General features: G+C 72.7%; 21 protein-coding genes. 13 read left to right on the forward strand and 8 right to left on the reverse strand.

The annotated features are described in order from the left end of the window. Positions 1-19 precede the first annotated feature (19 nt). Positions 20-1,201, reverse strand: coding sequence for a zinc-dependent alcohol dehydrogenase (locus ACXR8F_RS10370; protein WP_458800222.1), 1,182 nt, complete (start codon positions 1,199-1,201; stop codon positions 20-22). Between the two features lie 87 nt (positions 1,202-1,288). Here ACXR8F_RS10370 and ACXR8F_RS10375 point away from each other — a divergent pair, with 87 nt between their 5' ends. The 3 genes from ACXR8F_RS10375 to ACXR8F_RS10385 all read left to right on the forward strand — a co-directional run bounded on the left by ACXR8F_RS10375 (position 1,289) and on the right by ACXR8F_RS10385 (position 3,264). Next, entirely contained in the window at positions 1,289-2,263 is a 975-nt protein-coding gene (locus tag ACXR8F_RS10375; RefSeq protein ID WP_458800224.1) for an SDR family NAD(P)-dependent oxidoreductase, read from the forward strand. Between the two features lie 88 nt (positions 2,264-2,351). Next, positions 2,352-2,621: a DUF7218 family protein gene (locus ACXR8F_RS10380; protein WP_458800226.1), complete on the forward strand. Its 270-nt coding sequence runs from the start codon at positions 2,352-2,354 to the stop codon at positions 2,619-2,621. A 28-nt stretch (positions 2,622-2,649) separates the two neighbouring features. After that, on the forward strand, positions 2,650-3,264 hold the full coding sequence (locus ACXR8F_RS10385; RefSeq protein WP_458800228.1) for a flavodoxin family protein: 615 nt from the start codon (positions 2,650-2,652) through the stop codon (positions 3,262-3,264). Positions 3,265-3,273: 9 nt separating this feature from the next. Here the strand turns inward: ACXR8F_RS10385 and ACXR8F_RS10390 are convergent, their stop codons facing one another. From ACXR8F_RS10390 to ACXR8F_RS10400, 3 genes are all read right to left on the reverse strand, one after another. Next, positions 3,274-4,026, reverse strand: a complete 753-nt coding sequence (locus ACXR8F_RS10390) for a phosphodiesterase (protein ID WP_458800230.1) — start codon at positions 4,024-4,026, stop codon at positions 3,274-3,276. A gap of 184 nt (positions 4,027-4,210) precedes the next feature. After that, positions 4,211-4,726 (reverse strand): FMN-binding protein, encoded by a 516-nt coding sequence (locus tag ACXR8F_RS10395; RefSeq protein WP_458800232.1) that lies wholly within the window; start codon positions 4,724-4,726, stop codon positions 4,211-4,213. Continuing rightward, entirely contained in the window at positions 4,723-6,036 is a 1,314-nt protein-coding gene (locus tag ACXR8F_RS10400; protein ID WP_458800234.1) for a ferredoxin reductase family protein, read from the reverse strand. The genes ACXR8F_RS10395 and ACXR8F_RS10400 overlap by 4 nt, the downstream gene beginning before the upstream one ends. Positions 6,037-6,248: 212 nt before the next feature. Here ACXR8F_RS10400 and ACXR8F_RS10405 point away from each other — a divergent pair, with 212 nt between their 5' ends. Both ACXR8F_RS10405 and ACXR8F_RS10410 read left to right on the forward strand, forming a co-directional pair. Continuing rightward, complete coding sequence (locus ACXR8F_RS10405; RefSeq protein WP_458800236.1) at positions 6,249-6,950, forward strand: response regulator transcription factor; 702 nt, start codon at positions 6,249-6,251, stop codon at positions 6,948-6,950. A gap of 62 nt (positions 6,951-7,012) precedes the next feature. After that, a complete protein-coding gene (locus ACXR8F_RS10410; protein ID WP_458800238.1) occupies positions 7,013-8,275 on the forward strand; it encodes a sensor histidine kinase in 1,263 nt (420 codons plus the stop codon). Between the two features lie 297 nt (positions 8,276-8,572). Here ACXR8F_RS10410 and ACXR8F_RS10415 read toward each other — a convergent pair whose 3' ends face one another. The 4 genes from ACXR8F_RS10415 to ACXR8F_RS10430 all read right to left on the reverse strand — a co-directional run bounded on the left by ACXR8F_RS10415 (position 8,573) and on the right by ACXR8F_RS10430 (position 12,206). Further along, complete coding sequence (locus ACXR8F_RS10415; protein WP_458800240.1) at positions 8,573-9,691, reverse strand: DUF3800 domain-containing protein; 1,119 nt, start codon at positions 9,689-9,691, stop codon at positions 8,573-8,575. A gap of 93 nt (positions 9,692-9,784) precedes the next feature. Further along, the gene (locus ACXR8F_RS10420; RefSeq protein ID WP_458800242.1) at positions 9,785-10,552 is read right to left on the reverse strand and encodes an amino acid ABC transporter ATP-binding protein; all 768 of its coding nucleotides are present in this window, start codon (positions 10,550-10,552) and stop codon (positions 9,785-9,787) included. Beyond that, a complete protein-coding gene (locus ACXR8F_RS10425) occupies positions 10,549-11,340 on the reverse strand; it encodes an amino acid ABC transporter permease (RefSeq protein WP_458800244.1) in 792 nt (263 codons plus the stop codon). Before ACXR8F_RS10425 ends, ACXR8F_RS10420 begins: the two co-directional genes overlap by 4 nt. A gap of 35 nt (positions 11,341-11,375) precedes the next feature. Continuing rightward, on the reverse strand, positions 11,376-12,206 hold the full coding sequence (locus ACXR8F_RS10430; protein WP_458800246.1) for an ABC transporter substrate-binding protein: 831 nt from the start codon (positions 12,204-12,206) through the stop codon (positions 11,376-11,378). 326 nt (positions 12,207-12,532) lie between these two features. Here ACXR8F_RS10430 and ACXR8F_RS10435 point away from each other — a divergent pair, with 326 nt between their 5' ends. The 8 genes from ACXR8F_RS10435 (at position 12,533) to ACXR8F_RS10470 (ending at position 21,354) form a co-directional block, all read left to right on the forward strand. Continuing rightward, positions 12,533-13,249 (forward strand): hypothetical protein, encoded by a 717-nt coding sequence (locus tag ACXR8F_RS10435; protein ID WP_458800248.1) that lies wholly within the window; start codon positions 12,533-12,535, stop codon positions 13,247-13,249. 46 nt (positions 13,250-13,295) lie between these two features. After that, positions 13,296-14,144: a YcnI family protein gene (locus ACXR8F_RS10440; protein ID WP_458800250.1), complete on the forward strand. Its 849-nt coding sequence runs from the start codon at positions 13,296-13,298 to the stop codon at positions 14,142-14,144. 17 nt (positions 14,145-14,161) lie between these two features. Continuing rightward, positions 14,162-15,796: a copper resistance CopC/CopD family protein gene (locus tag ACXR8F_RS10445; protein WP_458800252.1), complete on the forward strand. Its 1,635-nt coding sequence runs from the start codon at positions 14,162-14,164 to the stop codon at positions 15,794-15,796. Between the two features lie 340 nt (positions 15,797-16,136). Next, a complete protein-coding gene (locus ACXR8F_RS10450) occupies positions 16,137-16,319 on the forward strand; it encodes a hypothetical protein (RefSeq protein WP_458800254.1) in 183 nt (60 codons plus the stop codon). 315 nt (positions 16,320-16,634) lie between these two features. After that, the gene (locus tag ACXR8F_RS10455) at positions 16,635-17,564 is read left to right on the forward strand and encodes a YihY/virulence factor BrkB family protein (RefSeq protein WP_458800256.1); all 930 of its coding nucleotides are present in this window, start codon (positions 16,635-16,637) and stop codon (positions 17,562-17,564) included. Between the two features lie 348 nt (positions 17,565-17,912). Further along, entirely contained in the window at positions 17,913-19,865 is a 1,953-nt protein-coding gene (locus ACXR8F_RS10460) for a hypothetical protein (RefSeq protein ID WP_458800258.1), read from the forward strand. 8 nt (positions 19,866-19,873) lie between these two features. After that, on the forward strand, positions 19,874-20,527 hold the full coding sequence (locus ACXR8F_RS10465) for an MBL fold metallo-hydrolase (protein ID WP_045192627.1): 654 nt from the start codon (positions 19,874-19,876) through the stop codon (positions 20,525-20,527). Between the two features lie 20 nt (positions 20,528-20,547). Then, complete coding sequence (locus tag ACXR8F_RS10470; RefSeq protein WP_458800259.1) at positions 20,548-21,354, forward strand: ABC transporter ATP-binding protein; 807 nt, start codon at positions 20,548-20,550, stop codon at positions 21,352-21,354. Positions 21,355-21,377: the final 23 nt, after the last annotated feature.

Here is a 21,377-nt window from a genome sequence, read left to right on the forward strand (position 1 = left end):
CGTCGAGGGGTCTTCCCGGTCAGGGGGACAGGACGACCTTGAGGCAGCCGTCCTGCTTCTCCTGGAAGAGCTTGTACAGCTCCGGGGCATCCTCCAGCGAGGCGTGGTGGGTCGCGAACGACTCCATTCCGAGGACGTCCTCCTCACCCCGCACGATGTCGAGCAGCTCGTCGCTCCAGCGGCGCACGTGGCACTGACCCATGCGGATGGTGAGCCCCTTGTCGAAGAGGTCCATCATCGGCATCGGGTCGGCCATGCCGCCGTAGACGCCGCTGATCGAGAGCGTGCCACCGCGGCGCACCGAGGCGATGGCCGTGTGCAGCGCGGACAGCCGGTCGATGCCGAAGTGCTCGATCGCACCCCGAGCGATCGGTTTGGGCATGCGGCTCGTCGCCCCGATCGCCTTCTCCGACCAGGGGTTGCCATGGGACTCCATCCCCACGGCGTCGATCACGGCGTCCGGGCCACGGCCGTCCGTCAGGTCCTTGAGAGCCTGCGCCACGTCGGTGTCGGAGGCGTCGACCACCTCGGCGCCGGTGTTCCGGGCGAGCTCGAGCCGGTCCTGCACCAGGTCGACACCGATGACCCGCCCGACCCCGCGATGCAGGGCGCTCCTCACCGCCAGCTGGCCGACAGGGCCCAGACCCAGAACCGCCAGCGTGTCATTGCCGTTCACCTCGGCGTACTCCACCGCCTGCCAGGCCGTGGGCAGGATGTCCGACAGGTAGAGGAAGCGCTCGTCGGGATGCTCGGCCGGCAGCTCGATCGGCCCGAAGTCCGCGTGCGGCACCCGGACGTACTGCGCCTGTCCTCCCGGCACGGCGCCGTAGAGGCTCGTGTAGCCGAAGAGGCTCGCCCCCTTGCCCTGCTCGGTGTTCTGGGTGACCTCGCACTGGGCGAAGAGGCCGCGCTGGCACATCCAGCACCGACCGCACGAGATGTTGAACGGGACCACGACGCGGTCACCCGGTGCCAAGGTCGCGACGTCGGGCCCGACCTCCTCCACCACGCCCATGAACTCGTGCCCCAGCACATCGCCGGGCTGCAGGTAGGGCGCCAGCACCTTGTACAGGTGCAGGTCGGAGCCGCAGATCGCCGTGGAGGTGACGCGCACGATGGCGTCGGTGGTGTCGATGATCCGTGGGTCGGGTACGTCGGTCACGCGGACGTCTTCGATGCCGTGCCAAGTCAGTGCTCTCACGTCGGGCCTCCTACCCACGGCCGCGGGCGCGGAAACGACGCGACGCGCAAGCGACTCCCGAGACCCACCGACGCCGAGGAGGCAGGCATGACCGAGCAGCCGAACGACACCGACGCGCAGTCGAGCACCCACGCCTCCGGGCCGGTGGCCGTCGTCCTCGGGGCGTCGCGCGGTCTCGGTTTCCTCGTGGCCCGCGAGCTGGTCGACCGTGGTCACCACGTCGTCGTCGCCGCCCGCGACGGCGCGGAGGTCGACGAGGCCGTCGCAGACCTCGCGCACCGAGGTGAGGTCACCGGCGAGACGTGCGACGTCCGCGACCGTCACGACGTCGGCGAGCTCGTGGGGCGGGTCGAGCACACCCTCGGCCCGATCGAGGTGCTGGTGACCGTCGCGGGCATCATCCAGGCAGCGCCGGCGGAGTCCCTGGTCCTGCACGAGTTCGAGGACGCCATGGACACCATGGCCTGGGGCCCGATCAACGCAGCGATGACGGTGCTGCCCCACATGCGCCGGCGAGGTCGGGGTCGCATCGGGACGGTCACGTCCATCGGCGGCATGGTGTCCCCGCCCCACCTGCTTCCCTATGCCACGGCCAAGTTCGCCGCCGTCGGCTTCTCGGACGGCCTCGCCGCCGCCCTGAGCGGAACGGGCGTCACCGCGACGACCATCGTCCCGGGTCTGATGCGCACGGGGGGCCACGAGCACGCCAGGTTCGGTGGTGACGCGGTCGCGGAGTACTCATGGTTCGCGCCGGCGGCGTCGTTGCCGCTCGTGTCGGTCGACGCGGACCGGGCCGCGCGGCGCATCGTCGACGCAGTCCTCGCCGGCCGGCCGATGGTGGTGCTCACGCCCCTCGCCTGGCTGGGAATCCGGGTGCGTGGGCTGGCGCCGGGCACGACCACGCGCGTGATGGGGCTGGCGGGACGCCTGCTCCCAGGTCCACCGCCGCGAGCCGGAGCCCGCACGGTCGAGGGCGAGCAGGCCCGCTCTCGCGTCACCTCTCGCGTCGTCCACGCCCTGACCCGCCTCGGTGACGAAGCGGCGCGTCGCAACCACGAATGACGCTGGGCTCTCGAGACGCAGGGGACTGCATGCGTTGCCTTGGAGTCGGGTAAGAGCCGATCAGCTCGTCAGAACCCGAGGAGGCGCCATGCCACGCAAGGACCCCGGCCCGTCGGTCAAGGACAAGAAGATGTACGAGGCGCTCCGCGACGACGGCGCGAGCAAGGAGAAGGCCGCCCGCATCTCGAACGCTGCCGCCGCCAGCTCCCGCTCGAAGGTGGGGCGGAAGGGCGGTCGTGCCGGCGACTACGACGACATGACCAAGGAGCAGCTCATGCAGCGGGCGCGCGACGTCGGCATCAAGGGCCGGTCGAAGATGAGCAAGAAGGAGCTCGTCTCCGCGCTGCGCAACCACTGACCACGCAGCACCGATCGAGAGGTTTCCGATGCCCCTGACCGCTGTCGCCCTCAACTGCACCCTCAGCCCGTCGCCGGCCGAGTCGAGCACCGAGCTGCTGGCCCAGCAGGTGCTCGATGCCTTGGCCGAGCACCACGTCACCGGTTCGATGGTGCGCGTCGTCGACCACGACGTGCGCCCGGGCGTCGAGCTCGACATGGGGGAGGGGGACGCCTGGCCCGGGATCCGTGAGCAGGTCATCGCGAGCGACATCCTCGTGCTCGCCACCCCGACGTGGCTGGGACAGCACAGCAGCGTCTGCCAGCGTGTCCTCGAGCGCCTCGACGCCGAGCTGTCGGAGAAGGACGAGCAGGGCCGGCTGCAGACGTACGGCAAGGTGGCGGTGGCCGTGGTCGTCGGCAACGAGGACGGCGCCCACCACATCAGCGCGGTCTGCTTCCAGGCCCTCAACGACGTGGGTTTCACGATCCCGGCCGGTGGCGTCACCTACTGGAACGGCGAGGCCATGCACGGGACCGACTACAAGGACCTGCCCGAGACCCCCGACACCGTCACAAGCACGACGCGGACCCTGGCCGCGAACGCCGCCCACCTCGCCGCACTGCTCGCGGAGCACCGGTACCCGGCGTCGGGGGAGGGGTAGTCGCGCGGGCTAGTGGTGGCGCGCGGGAGCGCGCGTCCCCAGGCGTCGAGCCCAGCGGTATGCCGGCTCGCGCAGCGCGACGACCCACGGGGGTGGCGTCGTGCCGGACAGCTCGTTGACGAGCGGGTCGTAGCGCACCTCGTCGTCCGCGCGCTCCTGCTGCAGGTCGATCAGCCCGACCGGTCGCCACGTCCCACCGTCGGCAGCCACGGAGAGCTCGTACTGCCGAGGCCTCTCGTCGCGCGTCGTCGGGCGCAGGAGGAGCACGAGCGACCGTCCGCCCGCCTGCGTGGGAAGCAGCGTCGTCAGGGCCTGCTCGGTCGCGCGTCGCACTGGCCGCAGCACGTGTCGGGTCGCGCGGCCGGTCCCTGTCGTCGCGAAGAGGAGGTCCGCAGGTCCCGAGTCGGGTCCGGCGCCGGGGAGCCGGAGAGCCAGGCCACCGATGTCCCACCAGCCGCTGGGCGTCCCGAGCGCTCGGGAGACGCGGACCGTGCACGCGTGCGCACCGCGGTCCTCCAGGACGGGGACCCGCAGGTCGGGCTGCGGCTCGTCGATGCGCAGCTGCGCGTCCCACGTGGTGCCGACGGCGTGGAGCGGCTTGCGGCGGGTGAGTGCCGCGACGGTGCCCAGGGCTCCGGCGAGGACGATCCCGAGCGTGCGGGGAGCGACGTCGAGCGCATCGACCGCGTCGGTGTCGGAGGGCCGGCGTCCCGAGCCGGGCTGCGGCGCAGCGAAGCCGCTGGGCGAGAGGCGAGCGATCACGCCGTACTCCTACCCACGCACGCGCGCCTCTGACGTCGTCCGCGCCCGCTGATCCGGTGCTCGCAGACCTTCGCGGCGCAGTGGGTTCCTACGCGCTCGGGGTGAGGAGCCGGTTCGACCCCCGGCAGCATCCGGGCGGTCCCGACGCACCGGCCGGGGCCCTTGGTCCGGGAAGCGGTCGCCGTCAGGGGAGGTGGGCGGCGTCGATGGCCGACTGCAGGCTCTGGCGGTAGGCGTCGCTCGTGTAGGTGGCGCCACTGACCATGTCGATCTGGGCCGACTGCCTGCGCAGGGCCTCGGAGCGCAGCATCGGCGCTGCCTGGGCGCTGATGCGCACGGAGTGGCGTGAGCTGTCGGTCAGGTGCAGTGGCGTGACGTCGGTGATGCGCGAGCCGACCACGGTGATGCTCACCTGCACGTCGCCGTACTGCGTGTGCGCGACGCCCCCGTCGACGGTGCGCGACCGCGGCACGGCAGACGAAGCCTTCGCGCCGGGACGCTCGTGCGCCTGCGGTGAGCTCGCAGGCCCACGTGCCGGCCGGCGGCCTGTGGATGCGTCGGTGGAGCGACCTGCCGCCGGTGGCGCCGACAGCGTGACCCCGCTGACGGTGTCGTGCTTCGGCGTGAGACCGGCGGCCCACGACGCCCCGATGGCGGAGGCGCCCGCGACGCCCATGATGACCGATGTCGCCTTCCTCACCAGCCGAACCTCTCGTCGTGGATGTGGGTCCTCGGGACACCTGCGCGGTGAACTGCCTTGTGCACCAGCGACATCCAGGCAGGAGGCCCGCACAGGTAGACCTCGTGCCCGGCGAGCCCCGGGACGAGACGGGCCAGGCGCGACGCGTCGGACCCGTCCCCGCCGGCACCGGCCGGCAGGAGCGACCCGACCTCGGGCGGACCGACGAGGGTCTGGAGCCGGTGGCCGGCGAGGTCGGCGAGCCTCTCGAGCTCGCCGTGCAGCGGCAGCTGGTCCGTCGCGTCCGCGCGGTAGAGCACGTGGACGTCACCGGGCAGGGCGTGGCCCTCGCGGACGAGCTCCTCGAGCAGGGCTCGCACCGGGGTCACGCCGATGCCGGCAGCGATGAGCAGCACCTGGCGACGCACCCGGGCTCGGGTCGTGAAGGCGCCGTAGGGGCCTTCCGCGAGCACGAACGTGCCCGGCTTCAGGTGGCGGACGGCAGCCGAGTGGTCGCCGAGTCCGCGCACGGTGATGCGCAGGGACCGCCCGTCGGGGGCTGCCGACAGCGACCACGGGTGGGCCGAGAGCAGCAGTCCCGGTGTCACGAAGCGCCAGTTGAAGAACTGCCCGGCGCGGACGTCGAGCCGGTCCAGGTGCCGGCCCCTCATGACGACCGACCACACGCCGTCGGACTCCTCCACCACGCGGTCGACGCGCAGACCGTGGCGTGCGCTGCGCACGACCGGGAGGGCGACCCGCCACAGCAGGACACTGCCCGCGACGAGAAGCCACAGCGACCACCAGTAGGCGCGCGTCCACGGCGACGCCGTGAAGTCCGAGCCCAGCGACAGCTCGTGCGGGACGGAGAGGACGACCGCGGCGTACGCCGTGAGGTGGACGACGTGCCAGGCCTCGTAGCCCAGGCGTCGACGGGCGATCTGGACCGACGTGACGGCGATGACGACGAGCAGGAGCGTGGCGATGGCGGCCATCAGCAGGTCGTCGCCGCCCGTGACCATGGCGAGCAGCTCGCGCAGGGCGCCGCCCGGCCCGGTGCGGCCGTCGCCGAGGGCGGCACCGACGACGATGGTCCCGACGTGCACCAGGACGAGCGGGACGGTGACCCGTCCGAGCACCCGGTGCGCCTTGAGCGCGCGGTCCATGCCGTAGACATGGTCGAGCCACGGCACCCTGGCCGCGAGGACGAGCTGGACGAGGAGCAGGTCCATCGCGACGAGCCCGGTCAGGCGACCGACCGCGGTGAGCCGGTCGCCGGCGGCCCCGGTCAGCAGGTCGTGGCTGCCACCGTTCACGAGGAACTGGGCCACGACGGCCAGCAGCGTGGCGAGGGCGAGCGCCTCGAGCAGGTCGGGAGGCGCTGTCGCCGACGTCGGAACGCGACGCCGCGGCCGAGGGCGCGCCGCACGCGCTCGCTCGTGCCCGGGTGCGCCGGGCGCTGGGATGTCATCGTGTTGCTCACGCAGCTGATGATCTGCACCGGATCTCAGAACTTATGAGACGCAGGGACGAGAGTGGCGGCATGACCGAGGATGCGTCTGCCGGCGCGGGGCCGTCTCCTGCGCGTGCGTCGTCCCCGCGGCTCCTGCTCGTCGAGGACGACCGGGAGCTGTCGACGATGCTCGCGCGGCTGCTCACCGAGGAGGGGTACGCCGTCACCGCCGCTCGCGACGGGCAGGAGGGGCTGCACCAGGGCCTCGTCGGTGACTGGGACGTCCTCGTCGTCGACCGTGGCCTTCCGGGCGTCGAGGGGGTCGACCTCGTCACGCGCCTTCGCAGGAAGGGGGTGGCGGCGCCGGTGCTCCTCCTCACGGCACGAGGCACGGTGGCGGACCGCGTGGAAGGCCTCGACGCCGGCGCCCAGGACTACCTCGTCAAGCCGTTCGACGTCGACGAGCTGCTCGCCCGGCTGCGCGCGATGCTCCGCCCGCCCGCCTCCCTGGCCGAGGAGCTGCCGTTGGGCGCCCGGCGGTTCGTGGGGGAGCACCGCGTCGTCGGGCCGGGGGAGGACGTGCTGCTGTCGACGAGGGAGGCCGCCCTGCTCGAGGTCCTCGCGCGGCGGCCCACGCGCGTCTTCACGCGCGACGAGCTGCTCGACACCGCCTTCACCCGGGCCGACACGCTCGGCGCCGTCGACACGTACGTCTACTACCTGCGACGCAAGCTGGGCCGCGCCGTCGTCGAGACGGTCCACGGGGTCGGCTACCGTCTGGGTTCCTCGTGACGAGGCCGGCTGCGGCGCGACGCGACCCGTTCGCGCGAGCCTCCCGTTCGATAGCCGCACGTGTGGGCGCGACGACCGCCGTCGTCGTGCTCGTGGCCATCGTGGGCGCAGGCCTGCTCTTCGACCGGCAGCAGGCGGCGGACGTCCGACGACAGGTCGAGGCGTCGGTCGCCACGGCGGACGACGTCGTGGACGCCCCCGCGGGCGTCTGGCTCGTGGAGGTCGGCCCGACCGGCGTGCAGACGACGACGGGCACGCCCGCGTCGGTGGCCACGGCGGCCGGGGAAGCCCTTCGCTCGGGGGTCGCCGGGACTCCGGGGGCCGCAGCGGGGCAGGGCACGACGATCCCGCTGACCGTCGTGGCCGAGGGCAGGGAGTGGCCCGCGGCCGGGGTCAGGCGGGAGGACCGCCTCTTCGCAGCCGTCTACGACGTGCGTCTGCACGCGACCCAGGAACGCAGCCTGCTCGTCGCCATGGGCCTCGCCGGGCTCGTGGGCGTGGTGCTGTCGGCGCTCACCGGTCTGCTGGCGGGGCGGCGCGCCGTGCGGCCACTTGCCGAGGCGCTCGAGCTGCAGCGCCAGTTCATCGCCGACGCGAGCCACGAGCTGCGCACCCCCTTGGCGGTCATCAGCACGCGGGCCCAGCTGCTGCGCAGGAGCATCCGTGCGGGCCAACGAAGCGCGGGCCGGGAGCCCGGAGACCTGGGCGGGGGCGGCGACGTGGTGCGCGAGGCCGACCAGCTCGTCGACGACACCAGGGCGATGGGCGAGGTGCTGTCCGACCTGCTCCTGTCTGCGCAGCTCGATGCCGGCGAGGCACCGCGTGAGGTCGTCGACGTGTCCGCCGTGGCCCGCGACGTCGTGGTGTCGCTGCGGCCGTATGCCGCCCGGTCGGGTGTCGCCGTCGAGTGGCGTGGCGTGCTGCCGGGCTCACGGGCTCTGGGCGGGGAGGAGGACGCGGACCCGGGAGACCCCGTCGTGGACGGGGTGTCGACGAGCCTGCGACGCGCCGTGCTGGCCCTCGTGGACAACGCCATCGCCCACTCCGACCCGGGCGCCTCCGTCGAGGTCGCCGCGCGCTGCGCCGGTGGCGAGGTGCGTGTCGAGGTCGTCGACCACGGGCCGGGGGTGGCGGCGGAGGAGGTGGAGGCGCTGACCCGCCGGTTCGCCCGTGCCCGACGCGACACCGCCGAACGCCGGTTCGGGCTCGGCCTCGCCCTGGTCACCCAGGTCGTCCGGCACCACGGGGGCTCTCTCGAGGTCGCACCCACCGACGGTGGCGGAGCCACCTTCACCCTCGTCCTGCCGTCGTCGACGAGTCGTTGACCGCTGGGCACACGTGCGACATGGGGCGACGTGGTCTCACGGCACCGGCTCACGCCCGTCGGTCCACGTCACCGGTTCACGTCACCGGTTCACGTCATGCACCGCCGTCCGGCGCGTCGTCAGGGGTGAGGAGCCCTGGCGCGTGCTCGCGAGGTGAGGCAGCGCCTGGGACGGAAGGAGCGAGATGTCGATGCTCACGCTTGCGACACCGGTGGTCGGCCTGGTGCTGATGGTCAGCCTGCAGAAGGTCGAGGAGTGGCTGCTCGGGAGGGAGGTCCGCCCCCCGGGGAGCCGGGATCACGGCCGAGTGTGAGGGGCGGCGGGGTCGAGGGCGTCACGACAGGCGGGGTCGCGCAGCGAGGTGGAGGTGAGGAAGGGCCTCAGCAACGGGTCCCGGTCGATGTCGGGTGACCGGCGCGCGACGCCTGCGAGCAGGTCCGCCACCTGCACACGCGGGTCGTCCCGCGAGTCGACCGTGACCAGGCCCGCGAGCGGTGACACCTGCTCGGTCCCCGAGCCGTCGGGCGCCGGCGCAGTGCGAGCGCGGGAGGACCACCTCCCCACCCACTCCGGAGCCTCGGCGAGCACCTGCTGGAGGCGCCGGAGGCGCGTGGCCGTGAGAGCGCTCTGCTCGTCGTGCACGACGAGCACCTGCCGACGAGCACCGCTCCAGAAGAGCACCGTCTCGGCCAGCGCGGGCAGCATCGGCTCCAGCGGTGGGGGCACGGCCGGGTCGTCTCCGGCGAGCCGCGCCAGGACGGCACGGGTGCGGGTCCGCGTCAGGGCGGCGAGGACGGTCGCTGCGTCGGCGTCGGGGCCTTCGCCGGCGAGGCCCTCGGCGAGCGCGTCCCGCGCCCGGAAGAACGCGCCGACGAGACGTCGCTCCGTCGGGTGCCGCTTCTTCGTGCGCACCAGCTCGACGAAGCACGACAGGAAGGCGTGCCACTCGTTACCGCGCGACCGTCCCGCCCGGTAGAGAGCCAGGGCAGCGGGGCGCTGGTCGACGCTGAGACTGGTCCCCGCGGCATACGACGGCTCGGCCAGGAGGAGGTCGACGACTCGTGTGGCCAGGAAGAGCTCCTTGTCGACGACCTGCACGTGGGCACGGTCGGTCAACGCGGCGAGCAGGGGCTCCAACGACTCCCGCGCACGCGGCCCGCGCAGGAGCTGCCCCGACTTGAACTCGCCCGGAGGCCAGGAGGATCGGGACTTGAGCCCGTCGACGAGGTCAGCCGCCTCGTCGAGGCGCAGGTCGACGCTCGCGTGGGTGAACACCGGGGTGGCGGCATCGAGCAGGTTGGTGCCGGAGAACCCGGACTCGTCGCAGGCCACCTCGATGAGGGGCAGGACTGTCCTACCGGGAGTCTCGAGCGGCGGAAGCCCGCCCTGGAGGGGCAGGCGCGCGTGCAGGTCCACGCGCTCATGCTCACCCGGAGGCGCCCGACGCACCAAGGACTTTTCGACGGGACCGCACCCGACGGCATACGCGACGGGCGTGCGACGGCGGCGTCAGAGCACCTGCGAGAGGAAGCGCTGGAGGCGCTCGGTGCGGGGTGCCTCGAAGACCTGCCCGGGCTCGCCGGCCTCGACGACCCGGCCGTGGTCCATGAACAGCACCTGCTGGGCGACGGACCGCGCGAACCCCATCTCGTGGGTGACGACGAGCATCGTCATCCCCTCGGCGGCGAGGTCGGCCATCGTCGCCAGCACGCCCTTGACGAGCTCGGGGTCGAGCGCCGACGTGGCCTCGTCGAAGAGCATGACCTCGGGCTCCATCGCCAGGGCTCGCGCGATGGCGACCCGCTGCTGCTGGCCGCCGGAGAGGTTGCCGGGACGCACGTCGGCCTTGTGCGCCAGGCCGACCCGGTCGAGGTGGACGAGGGCGCGCTCCGCGGCCTCGTCCTTCGACAGTCCCTTGAGGCGGGTCAGCCCGAGGGTGATGTTGGCCCGAACCGTCTTGTGCGGGAAGAGGTTGAAGTGCTGGAAGACCATGCCGACCCGCTGCCGCAGCACGTCGGGGTCGTCCCCGAGCACGCTCCGGCCGTCGAGCAGCACGTCGCCGCTGTCGGGCTCCAGCAGTCGGTTGACGACGCGCAGGAGCGTGGACTTGCCGGAACCGGAAGGGCCGATGACGCACGCCGTGGACGCCGCTGGGACCTCGAGGTCGACACCGCGCAGCACGTGGTTGGAGCCGAACGAGAGCTGGACGTCGCGGGTGGCGACGCCGACGCCGCCGGTCAGCGCACCGGTGTGCGAGGAACGGGTCTGCTGGGTCATCGGGGCTCCTGGCTGATGGCGAGCTCGGGGCGGGAAGCGGGATCCGTTGTGCCCTCGGGGGTTTCGGAGGGCCCGCCGTCAGCCCGGCGCCCCTCCCGCAGACGCCGGTCGATCGCGTTGACGACGTGGGTCAGCGGCACGGTGATGAGCAGGTAGCAGAGCCCGGCCAGCACGAGGGCCGACTGGTTGCCGGTGTTGGCCGCGGCGTCCTGCCCGATGCGGAAGAGGTCGCGCTGACTGGCGAGCAGCCCCAGGAAGTAGACGAGGGACGACTCCTTGATGAGGGCGATGAACTGGTTGACGAGGGCGGGCAGCACCCTCCGCACGCCCTGCGGGATGACGACGAGCCGCATTCCCCACGGGCGGCTGAAGCCCAGGGCTCGCGCGGCCTCCAGCTGCCCGGGGTCGACGCTCTGGATGCCCGAGCGGAAGATCTCGCCGATGTAGGCGCTGGCGATGAGCGACAGGGCCAGGATGCCGAGAGGGTAGGGGTTGGGCCCCCAGATCTCGAGGCCGAGCGGCGCGAGCCCCACGCCGATGAGCAGGATCGTCACGGCGGCGGGCAGCCCGCGGAACACGTCGGTCCAGACCCGTGCCGGCCAGCGCAGCCACCGCTGCTGCGAGAGCCCGCAGACCGCGAGCACCATGCCGAGCACGGTGCCGATGACGGCCGAGAAGAGGGCCAGGACGAGCGTGTTGGGCAGCCCGACGCGCAGCATGTCCGGCAGCGCCGCCCTCATGGCGTCGAGGTCGAAGAAGGTGTCCCACACGGTGTTCAGGGCGTCCATCCAGCCCTCCTCTCGGGGTGTCTGGTGCGGTTGGGTTACTGGGCGGAGGTGCCGCTGCCCGGCTTGAAGTCGGCCGGGATCTCGCGGCCCGGGTAGTACTGCTGCTGGAGCTTGGCCCAGGTGCCATCGGCGACGACCTCGTCGATCGCCTTGTCGAGCGCAGCGCGCAGCTTGTCGTTGCCCGGTGCCACCGCGTAGGCCATGCCACCCGGGTCGAGCTGCTTGGCGACCGAGAGGACCTTGCCGCCGGAGTCGGCAGCGGTCTTCTCGCCGATCTCGGCGGGCGTGATCCAGGCGTCGGCCGTGCCGGTCTTGAGCTGGTTGAGGGCGGCGTTGTAGTCGGGGACACGCACCGGGTTGAGGTTCGAACGCGTGGCGTAGTCGTCCTGGACCGTGCCCTGGACGACGGCGACGCGCTTGCCCGCGAGCTGGTCGAACGACGTGATGCTCGAACCCTTCGGCACGTCGAGGCCGAGGAAGCCGAAGTCGTACTTGTTGGTGAAGTCGACGGTCTTCTTCCGGGCCTCGGTGATGCTGATTGAGGAGGAGCCGACGTCGAACTTGCGCGTCTTGACCTGCGCGAGGAGCGAGCTGAACTCGGTGCCCACGAACTCGACCTTGAGGCCGAGCTTGCCGGCGACGGCGGTCAGCAGGTCGTTGTCGAAGCCGGTGAACTTGCCGTCCTTGAGGAAGACGTTGGGCGGGGCGTCGGTCAGCGTGCCGGCGCGCAGCACGCCGGCCTGCTGGAGGCCGTACGGGTTGTCGGCGGCGTCCGCGCCGGTCGAGGATCCGCCGCCGCACGCGGCGAGGGACAGGGCGGCGACGGCGACGACGGAGGCGGTGAGCGTCCGGCGGGACAGGTTCATGCGAGTTCCTTCTGGTGTGGGTCAGTCAGTGCAGCACCGGCAGGGCAGCACGGGCAGGGCGAAGCAGCCGGGAGCCACGGCTCGGGCGTGCCCGTCAGCAGCGGTGCCGACGAGGGCGCGGGGTGCGTCGGGGCGCGGCACATGCGCGGTGCCGGGGGCTCCAGCGCGGTTCCTTTCGCGAACGTCACGTTATAGGACACCAAATGTGAAGTGATAATCGGTCCGCCCGACGGACCGATGTCCTCGAGCAGGTGTCCTCAAGAAAGGCTCAAGGTCGCACCCGTAGCGTCGACTCCGTCGAGGGCCGCTTCGAGGGGGTGGAGCCGGTGGGGAACCCGACGTACGTGCGCTGGGTGCGCGCCGCGGTGCTGACGCTGCTCGTCGTCGCCAGCACTCTTGCCGCGCACGTCACCGGCGGGGGAGTGCTGCCCGGCCCGACGATGCTGCTCCCCGTCTGCGCGCTGGCGACCCTTGCCTCGGCGGCCGTGCTCCGACGCCCCCTGTCGTGGTGGTGGTCCGCGACCGTGCTGCTCGCCGGACAGACCGCGCTGCACGGTGCGCTCCAGCTGCTGACGGCGACGGCGACGGCGACGGGGACGAGCGGCGGGACGGCCGGGATGGCCGGACATGCGGCACAAGCTGTCCCATCGCACCTCGGGGTCGATCCCGGCGGGACGACCCTCAGGGCGCTGACCGAGTGGAGTGGCGACGCGCGCATGGTCGGAGCCCATGTCGGCGCCGCCGTGCTGGTCGGCGCGTGGCTGGCGGCCGGTGAACGCGCCATCCGGTCGGTGCTGGCCCTGGCCGCCGGCTCGACGAGGAAGGCCTGGCTGCGCCTGCTGCACGTCCTGCTGACCCCACTCACCCCGACGTTCGCCCTGGCGCGGCGCCGGCCCGCACCGCGGGTCGCCGCGGCCGTGCCGTCGAAGAGCCGGTGCGCCGGCTCCGGCGCGACGCGCCGGGGTCCACCGACAGACGGCCGCGCCCACCTCCTCTGGACAGGTCGCCTCTGGCGGGTCGAACGGGGCTGCGGCGCAACGTGATCCAGCCGTACGCCCCGTGGGCCCATCGTCAGAATCGAGCCTTGCCATGTTCCAGAAGTCACGACGCACTCTGCGCTGCAACGTCATCCGCGGCGGCGCGGGCGTGGGTCTCGCCCTCGCGACGGCCCTCGCGCTGCCGAGCGTCGCCTCGGCCCATGTCAGCATCCAGCCCGGCACCGTCGAGGGCGGCGAGGGAGCGGTCATCGCCGTACGCGTGCCCAACGAGCGGGACGACGCCAGCACCACCGCGCTGAAGCTGGTGCTTCCGGTCGAGACACCGATCGGGTCGGTGCGCACCACCGAGATGCCCGGATGGCGGGCGACCACGGCCACGCGCAAGCTCGCGCAGCCCATCGACGTCTTCGGCCGCAAGGTCGACACCGTCGTCTCCCAGGTCACCTGGACGTCCACCGACGGCGTGGGCATCCGTCCCGGGCAGTACAAGGACTTCAACCTGAGCCTGGGCCCGCTGCCCCAGTCGGGCGAGCTCGTCTTCTCGGCCGTGCAGACCTACTCCGGCGGTGAGACGGTGAGCTGGAACGAGGTCAGCGCCGACAAGACCACCGAGCCGGAGTACCCGGCGCCCGTCCTGCAGATCACGCCCGCAACCGGCGCCGCAGGCGCCGCCGGAGCCGCGGGCGCGGCCGGCGCCAGCAGCGGCAAGGACGCCTCGCCCGAGGCGACCAACGTTGCATCGGCTGCCACGGCTGCCGCACCCACCGCCGCAGACGGGGCCGGGACCGCCTCGCTCGCACTCTCGGGAGCAGCGCTCGCCGTCGCAGTCTTCGCCGCCGTCCTGGCGTGGCGCCGGGGCCGTCCCGTGGCCGCCGCCTCGGTTGCCCAAGCCCCGACCCACGGTGCCACGGAGCGGGCGCCGGAGGACGCGCGGCCCTGACCGGCGCGGACACGTCCATGAGACGCTCACGACGACTGGTGCGCCTGGTCATCGCCACCCTGGCGCTGGCCTTCTCCGGAATCGCCCTGGCCGCCCCTGCCTGGGCCCACGCCGAGCTCGTCAGCAGCACGCCTGCGAACGGGACCCGCCTCGAGGCGCCGCCGCGATCGGTCCAGCTGACGTTCACCGAGTCGGTCGACCTCGTCGACGGCGGTCTGCGGCTGCTTGACGGCGCCGGCGGAAGGGTCGCCACCCCCGAGCCCGTCGCGGCCGGACGCACCGTCACGTGGCCGATGCCCTCGACCCTCGGAAAGGGCGCCTACGTGGTGACATGGCGCGTCGTCTCCTCCGACGGGCACCCGGTCGACGGGGCCTTCACCTTCGGCGTCGGCGCCGCCCCGGGAGCGCTCCCCGACGCCGTCGGGGCCGCATCGTCCGGGCGCTCCTCGACCGCACCGGCATACGTGGTCGTGGCCCGGCTGGGCGGCTACCTCTCCCTCGCCGCGTTCGCGGGTGTCGCGGCCTTCGTGCTGTGGTGCGCCGGGGGAGCGCGGAACGACCCCACGCTGCAGCGGATGGCCCGCGCGGGCATCGTGGGCGGCGCGTCCTTCGCGTTCGTCAGCCTGCTCGCCCAGGGCCCGTATGCCGCCGGCCGACCCGTCCTCGACCTGTTCGACCCGCAGCTGGTGCGGGACACACTGGGCACGTCGTTCGGGCTGGCGACGGTGTGGAGGATGGCGCTCTACGGCGTGCTCGGGGCGCTGGCCTGGCGGCTCCCTGCGGTCGTCGGCCGCGTGCGTCGTCGGGTCGTCCCCTGGGTCCTCGGTGGGGTGGCGGTGACGATCGCCGCGTCGGGCCACGGGGCCGCATCGGGTTCTCCTGTCGATCTCGCCGTCGTGGCGGTGCACGCCCTGACCGCGGCGGTGTGGGTCGGCGGCCTCGTCGTCCTCGTCCTCGTGGGACGCTCCGTCGAGCGGCGGGCGCTGCTCGACTTCTCGAGGCTCGCCATGGTCTCGGTGCTCGCCCTGGTCGCGACCGGCCTGCTCAACTCGCTCCAGCACGTACAAGCCGTCGAGCAGCTCTTCCTCACCCGCTACGGTGCACTGCTGTCGGCGAAGCTCGCGCTCGTCGCCGCCGCCCTGGTAGCCGCTGCGGTGTCGCGCGGGCGCCTCGGCCGCGGGGAGTCTCCGCTGCTCTCGGTGCGGAGCGAGGCCCTGCTGACCGTGTGGGTGCTGGCCGTCACCGCGGTCCTCGGCACGACGACGCCGCCGCCGACTGTCGCGGCCGCGACGGGGAGTCCCCGCCCGGGGGTGACGGCCACCGCCGACGCCAACCGGCAGGTGACGATCCCGCTCGGCGACGGCCGCCGCGCCCTGCTCGCCGTCCTGCCCGCCACGACCCGGGGCAGCACGCTGCGGGTGCTGGTGACGACAGGCACGGGCGCGCCCGCCGACGTCCGGCGGGTCGCGCTGAAGCTGGCCAACCCGAGCCGCAGGGTCGGGGCGATCCCGGTTGTGTTGGCTGCGAGGGGCGGGTTCTGGGAGGCCCGCTACACCTTCCCGCTCAGCGGCACGTGGAGGGCCACCCTGACCGTCGAGGACCGGAGCGAGAGGGCGGTCGTCGCCGGCGGGGACGTCGTCGTGGCTCCCTGACCACCGGAGCACTGAACGAGTGCCGTGGGCAGCGCTGCCGACTCCCTGCCCCTGGAGTCGGCAGCGCCCACCTCCACCGGCGGGGCGCACTCGCTGCCCGCAGCGCTCCTCGCCCGGTGGCCTCACACCCGTTGCGCGCGGAGGCAGAGTCAACGGTGCCACGCGGCCGCGGTGTCGGCGCGGCAAACGCGCAAACCCCCGTTACGGTCACTTGCACCTTTCTTGGGACTTTCTTGCATTAATTCGGGCATTCGCGACCTAGTTCGCGATTGCGACTGGTACACCTTGCACCAGCACCGGCGAAACCTCGGCCGCCGGCAGACCCGAGCAGGAGAATCGCATGAGCGCACCGACGCTGGTCGACGACGACGCCACCGTGACGGCGCTGACCGGTAGTGAGCGTGCAGCGATCCTCGAGCGCCTGACGCAGGCCTGCGCGACGAGCGTCGTCGCCCCCGTGCGCAGCCGGCGTCACCGGGCCAGCCACACGGGTCGCTCGTCGGGCATGTGGCGCTGCCAGTGACCCACCGGCGCTGACCTCGCGCACGTGAGGTCACGCGCCACCGGTCAGGTCCGTCCTGCACCCTCCGGTGACGACGGCGAGTGAGAGGGCCGTCCCACGGGGTACGCCTCCGGTATGTCACCGACCCCCAGCGGCGACAGCCGCCGACCCCCGACCGCAACCGAGCCTGCCCCGGACCACCGGGACGAGGCCGACCCGCGACATGATGCCGACCCGCGACACGAGTCCGAACCAGGATCCGAGTCCGACCGACGGCACGAGTCGGAGCCTCACCCCGAACCCGAGTCACCGACCGACCTGTCGAAGCCGTCGCTGGTGGCGGTCGTCAAACGGGCTCGCCGCGAGTTCAAGCGCGACAACCTCACCGATCTCGCTGCGTCCCTGACCTACTACGGGCTCCTGTCGATCGCTCCTGCGCTCGTCGTCCTCGTGGCGGCGCTCGGGCTGCTCGGCAAGGACGCCACCGCACAGGTGGTCGACCAGGTGCAGGCCGTGGCGCCGGGCTCGAGCGCGGAGTTCGTGCGCACCCTCATCGCGCAGGCGCAGGCGAACCGCACGGGTGCAGGCCTCGGCGCCGTTCTCGGCCTGCTCGTGGCCCTCTGGTCCGCCTCTGGCTACGTGTCGGCGTTCATGCGGGCCTCCAACGTCATCTACGACATCCCCGAGGGCCGGCCGATCTGGAAGACCATCCCCATCCGCGTGGGAGTGACCGTCTTCGCCGTCGTCGTCATGGTGGTCAGCGCCGTCATCGTCGTCGTGAGCGGCCCCGTGGCCCGGCAGATCGGGCAGCTCGTCGGCGCCGGTGACACCGGCCTGATGCTCTGGAACGTGCTCAAGTGGCCGGTCCTGCTGCTGCTCGTGTCGGTGCTGTTCGCGGTGCTCTTCTGGGCCAGCCCGAACGCGCGGCAGGGTGGCGTCAAGTGGGTGAGCCCGGGAGGCATCCTCGCGGTGCTGATCTGGCTCGTCGTCTCGGGACTCTTCGCGGTGTACGTGGCCTACTTCTCCTCGTACAACAAGACGTACGGCTCCCTCGCGGGTGTCGTCGTCTTCCTCGTCTGGCTGTGGCTGACCAACATCGCGATCCTGCTCGGCGCCGAGGTCAACGCCGAGCTCGACCGCGGGCGTGCCATCGCCGCAGGGGTGCCCGAGGACCTCGAGCCGTTCGCGGAGCCTCGCGACACCCGGGCGATGTCGGACTTCGACAGGGCCGCGGTGGAGGAGGCGGCCGAGCGTCGACCGCACTGACGCGCCTGTCGGCGCCTCGTGGCGTGCGCGTCGGGGCGTGCCCGTCGGGGCGTGACCGTGGGCCCGCGTGCCTCGTTGTGCCGAGCGGGGGTCGACGGGAGGAGCTGACTGTGCCGGATCACGGATGCGGGCCGAGGCGACCTGGTGCCCCCGCCCCCTGCTGGACCTGGCCCGCCGCGGAGCTGCAGCGGAGGTCGGCGGGGACCTCGCGCATCGGACGGGCGCGGCGGCGCACGGGTGGTGCTCGGCTCGGGCCGCCGCTCGGCGGGGCGCACCGTGGGGGCCCTGCTCCGGGGGTCTGACCCCGACCACGCGTGGCCGTGCTCGTGCAGCGACAGGGTCAGCAACGTGTGGTCTGCTGTCGCCATGGGCGATGCCGGGCCGCGCCGTGCCGCAAGGGCGGCCGTCGTCGTGCTGCTGTGCCTCGCCGCCTTGCTCTCGACCGTGCCCGCGGCTGCGACGGCGCCTCCCCGCGCCCCGGTGCCGGCACGCCACCTCGCGCCGTTCGTCGACGACGAGGCCGCCGAGCAGCAGCTCGCCGAGCGCTACGCACCGGTCGTCGTCGTGCGCACCCAGGCGCAACCGTGCGGCGACGGTGAGCCCTTCCTCCCCACCCGTGTCGACGCCGTGCTCGGCCGACCGGACGTCGTGCTGCGCACCCCGCGGGGTGACGTGCGCGCGCCGCGGGCGGCCGACCTGTATGCCGCCCCGCCGGGCTCCAACCTCGACCTGCCCGGTCGCGTGCTGTCCCCGGGCTGCGACTACGAGCGCTGGGCTGGCACCCTCCAGGAGCGACCCATCGTCTACGCCCGCGTGGTGACGCAGGCCGGCGGGCTCGTCCTGCAGTACTGGTTCTGGTGGGTCTACAACGACTGGAACGACCGCCACGAGGGCGACTGGGAGATGGTGCAGCTCGTCTTCGACGCGCCCGACGCCCGCGCTGCGCTGACCGTCCCACCCAGGCAGGCGGCGTACGCCCAGCACGAGGGGGCCGAGGTGGCCGACTGGACCGACCGCGACCGCCTTGCGCTGCTCGACGGGCACCCCGTCGTTTATCCGGGGCAGGGTTCGCACGCCGCGTACTTCACCCAGGCGGTCTGGTTCGGGCGCAGCGCAGCCACCGGGTTCGGCTGCGACGACACGAGCGCGCCCGGGACCGCCGTCTCGCCGACGGTCGAGCTGCTGCCGACCGACGTGCCGCGCTCGGGCTCCGACCCGTACGCGTGGCTGGCCTACGAGGGTCGCTGGGGACAGCGGGCGCCAGGCTTCAACAACGGGCCGACCGGCCCGGCGGCCAAGCAGCAGTGGGCCGCTCCCGTCACGTGGGTCGAGCAGGAGGGGCGGGAGGCTGCCGTCGCCCTGCCGCCGGTGCCGGGGCTGGCCGCCGAAGGGTTCTGCGCACTCGTCGCCGGTGGCTCCGTGGTGCTGCTGGAGGTCCTCGAGCGGCCGGTCTTCGTAGCCATGGCCCTGCTCGCGCTCGTGGTCGCTCTGGTCGCGCTCGCGAGGTCGACCCGATGGCGTGGCGGCGACGCACGGCAACCGGACCGGGAGCGGCGCACCGGGCAGATCCTCGTCGACGGTGCGGCCGTCGCCGTCGGCCTCCGGGGCCAGCTGCTGCCGGCGAGCCTGGCGCTGCTCGTCACGGGAGTGGCCGCCTCGTACGCGCGGCAGTGGTCCGTCAGGCCCGGCGCCGATGCCGGCATCACCGAGGTCAACGGCAGTCGCAACGCGTGGGTCACCGTGCCGGCATCGACCGGGGCGTGGCTCGTCCTCTTCGTCGTCCAGGCAGTGGTGGTGACGGTCGTGCTCGACCTGCTGGCGCAGCGGGCGCGGGCCGTCCAGCCGTCCGTGACGGCCGCCCTCCGTCGGCTCGTGGAACGTCCCGCCCCCGCGGTCACCTACCTGCTCGGCGCGGGCGCCGTCACCGTCCTGTTCAGCAGCTTCTGGCTGGCTCCCGTCGGCCTCGTGCTGCTGTCGCTGTGGTGCGTGTCGTTCGCCGCCAGCAGCATCGAAGGACTCGGTCCGCGAGCGGCGTTCGCCCGCAGTGCCGCCCTGACCCGGACGCGGCGGCTCAAGTCGACGATGCTGGCGCTCGTGCTGCTCTACTCGGCGACGCTCTGCGGGCCGGTCGTCGGGGGGCTGCTGCTCCTCGTCACGGGTTGGCCGGTCGCGCTGTGCAACGTCGTGGCCGCCGCCTGCACCGCCCTCCTCGTGCCGGTGCCGACGATCGGGATCGGCCTGCTCTTCTTCGACCTGCGCCGCGAGCACAGTGCCGCCGAGATGACAGCGGTGCGTGGTTAGGTGGAGCCATGCGCGTGACTCATCTCGGACATGCCTGTCTCCTCGTCGAGATCGCAGACCGGCGCCTCCTGATCGACCCGGGCAGCTTCTCCACGGGGTTCGAGCAGCTCACCGACCTCGACGCGATCCTCGTGACGCACAACCACGCCGACCACTTCGACCCCGAACGGGCGGCGGCCCTCGTCCGAGCCAACCCGTCGGCCACCGTCCACACCGACCCACTGACGGCCGAGAAGCTCCGCGTCGAGGGTCTCGCGGTCGTCCCCTCGAGGCAGGGCGAGGACTTCGCCGTCGGTGACGTGCGGGTGACGCCGGTGGGGGAGCTGCACGCGTTCAACCACCCTGACATGCCCCGCATCCCCAACGTCGGTGTGGTGCTGCGCGCCGACGGCGAGCCGTCCTTGTTCCACCCGGGTGACGCCTACGACGGCGAGCCCGGCGACGTCGACGTGCTCGCCCACCCGCTCAACGCCCCGTGGGCGGCGAGCCGCGACTCGATCGCCTTCGTCGGTCGCATCGCGCCGAAGGTGTTCATTCCCATCCACGACGCGCTGCTCAGCGACGTCGGGCACCGGATGTACTCCGGCCACATCGAGCAGTTCGCCGGGGTCGACGGTCTCACCTACACCCCGCTGCGCGACGCCGAGTCGGCGACGTTCTGACGGCACCCTCCCGCCAGCCCATGGATGACACGTCGGATCTGCCTGCGCCGCAAGGCAGCCCGAGCGAAGGCCCAGCCATCGCCATGCGCGGCCTCGGCAAGCGGTTCGGTGACGTCGTCGCGGTCAAGGGCATCGACCTCGACGTTCCCCGTGGGTCGTTCTTCGGGCTGGTCGGACCCAACGGTGCGGGCAAGACGACGACGCTGTCCATGGTGACCGGGCTCCTGCGGCCCGACGCGGGAGAGGCGTTCGTGCTGGGCCACGACGTGTGGGCCGACCCCGTCGCCGCCAAGCGCCTGCTCGGCGTGCTGCCCGACGGGCTGAGGCTCTTCGACCGCCTCACCGGGCTCCAGCTCATCACGTATGCCGGCCTGCTCCGCGGCCTGTCGCGTGAGCTCGCGTCGGAGCGGGCGGCCGAGCTCGTCGTGGCCCTGGGGCTGGCCGACGCGCAGGGCAAGCTCGTCGTCGACTACTCGGCCGGCATGACCAAGAAGGTCACGCTCGCCTCGGCGCTCGTCCACGGCCCGCGGGTGCTGGTCCTCGACGAGCCGTTCGAGGCCGTCGACCCGATCTCGGCGGCCACGATCCGCCACATCCTCTCCGGCTACGTCGAGTCCGGCGGCACGGTCGTGCTCTCCAGCCACGTCATGGACCTCGTCGAGCGCACCTGCACGCACGTCGCGGTCATCTCCGAGGGCGTCGTGCTCGCAGCTGGTGGGCTCGACGACGTCCGCGGGGCCCAGTCGCTGGAGGAGAGGTTCGTCGACCTCGTCGGCGGCTCGACCGAGGTGGTGGGGCTGTCGCGGTTGCGCACCTCGTCCGACTGAAGCTGACCCTGCTGCGCAACATC

It is taken from the genome of Terrabacter sp. AAH1 (genome assembly GCF_054456855.1).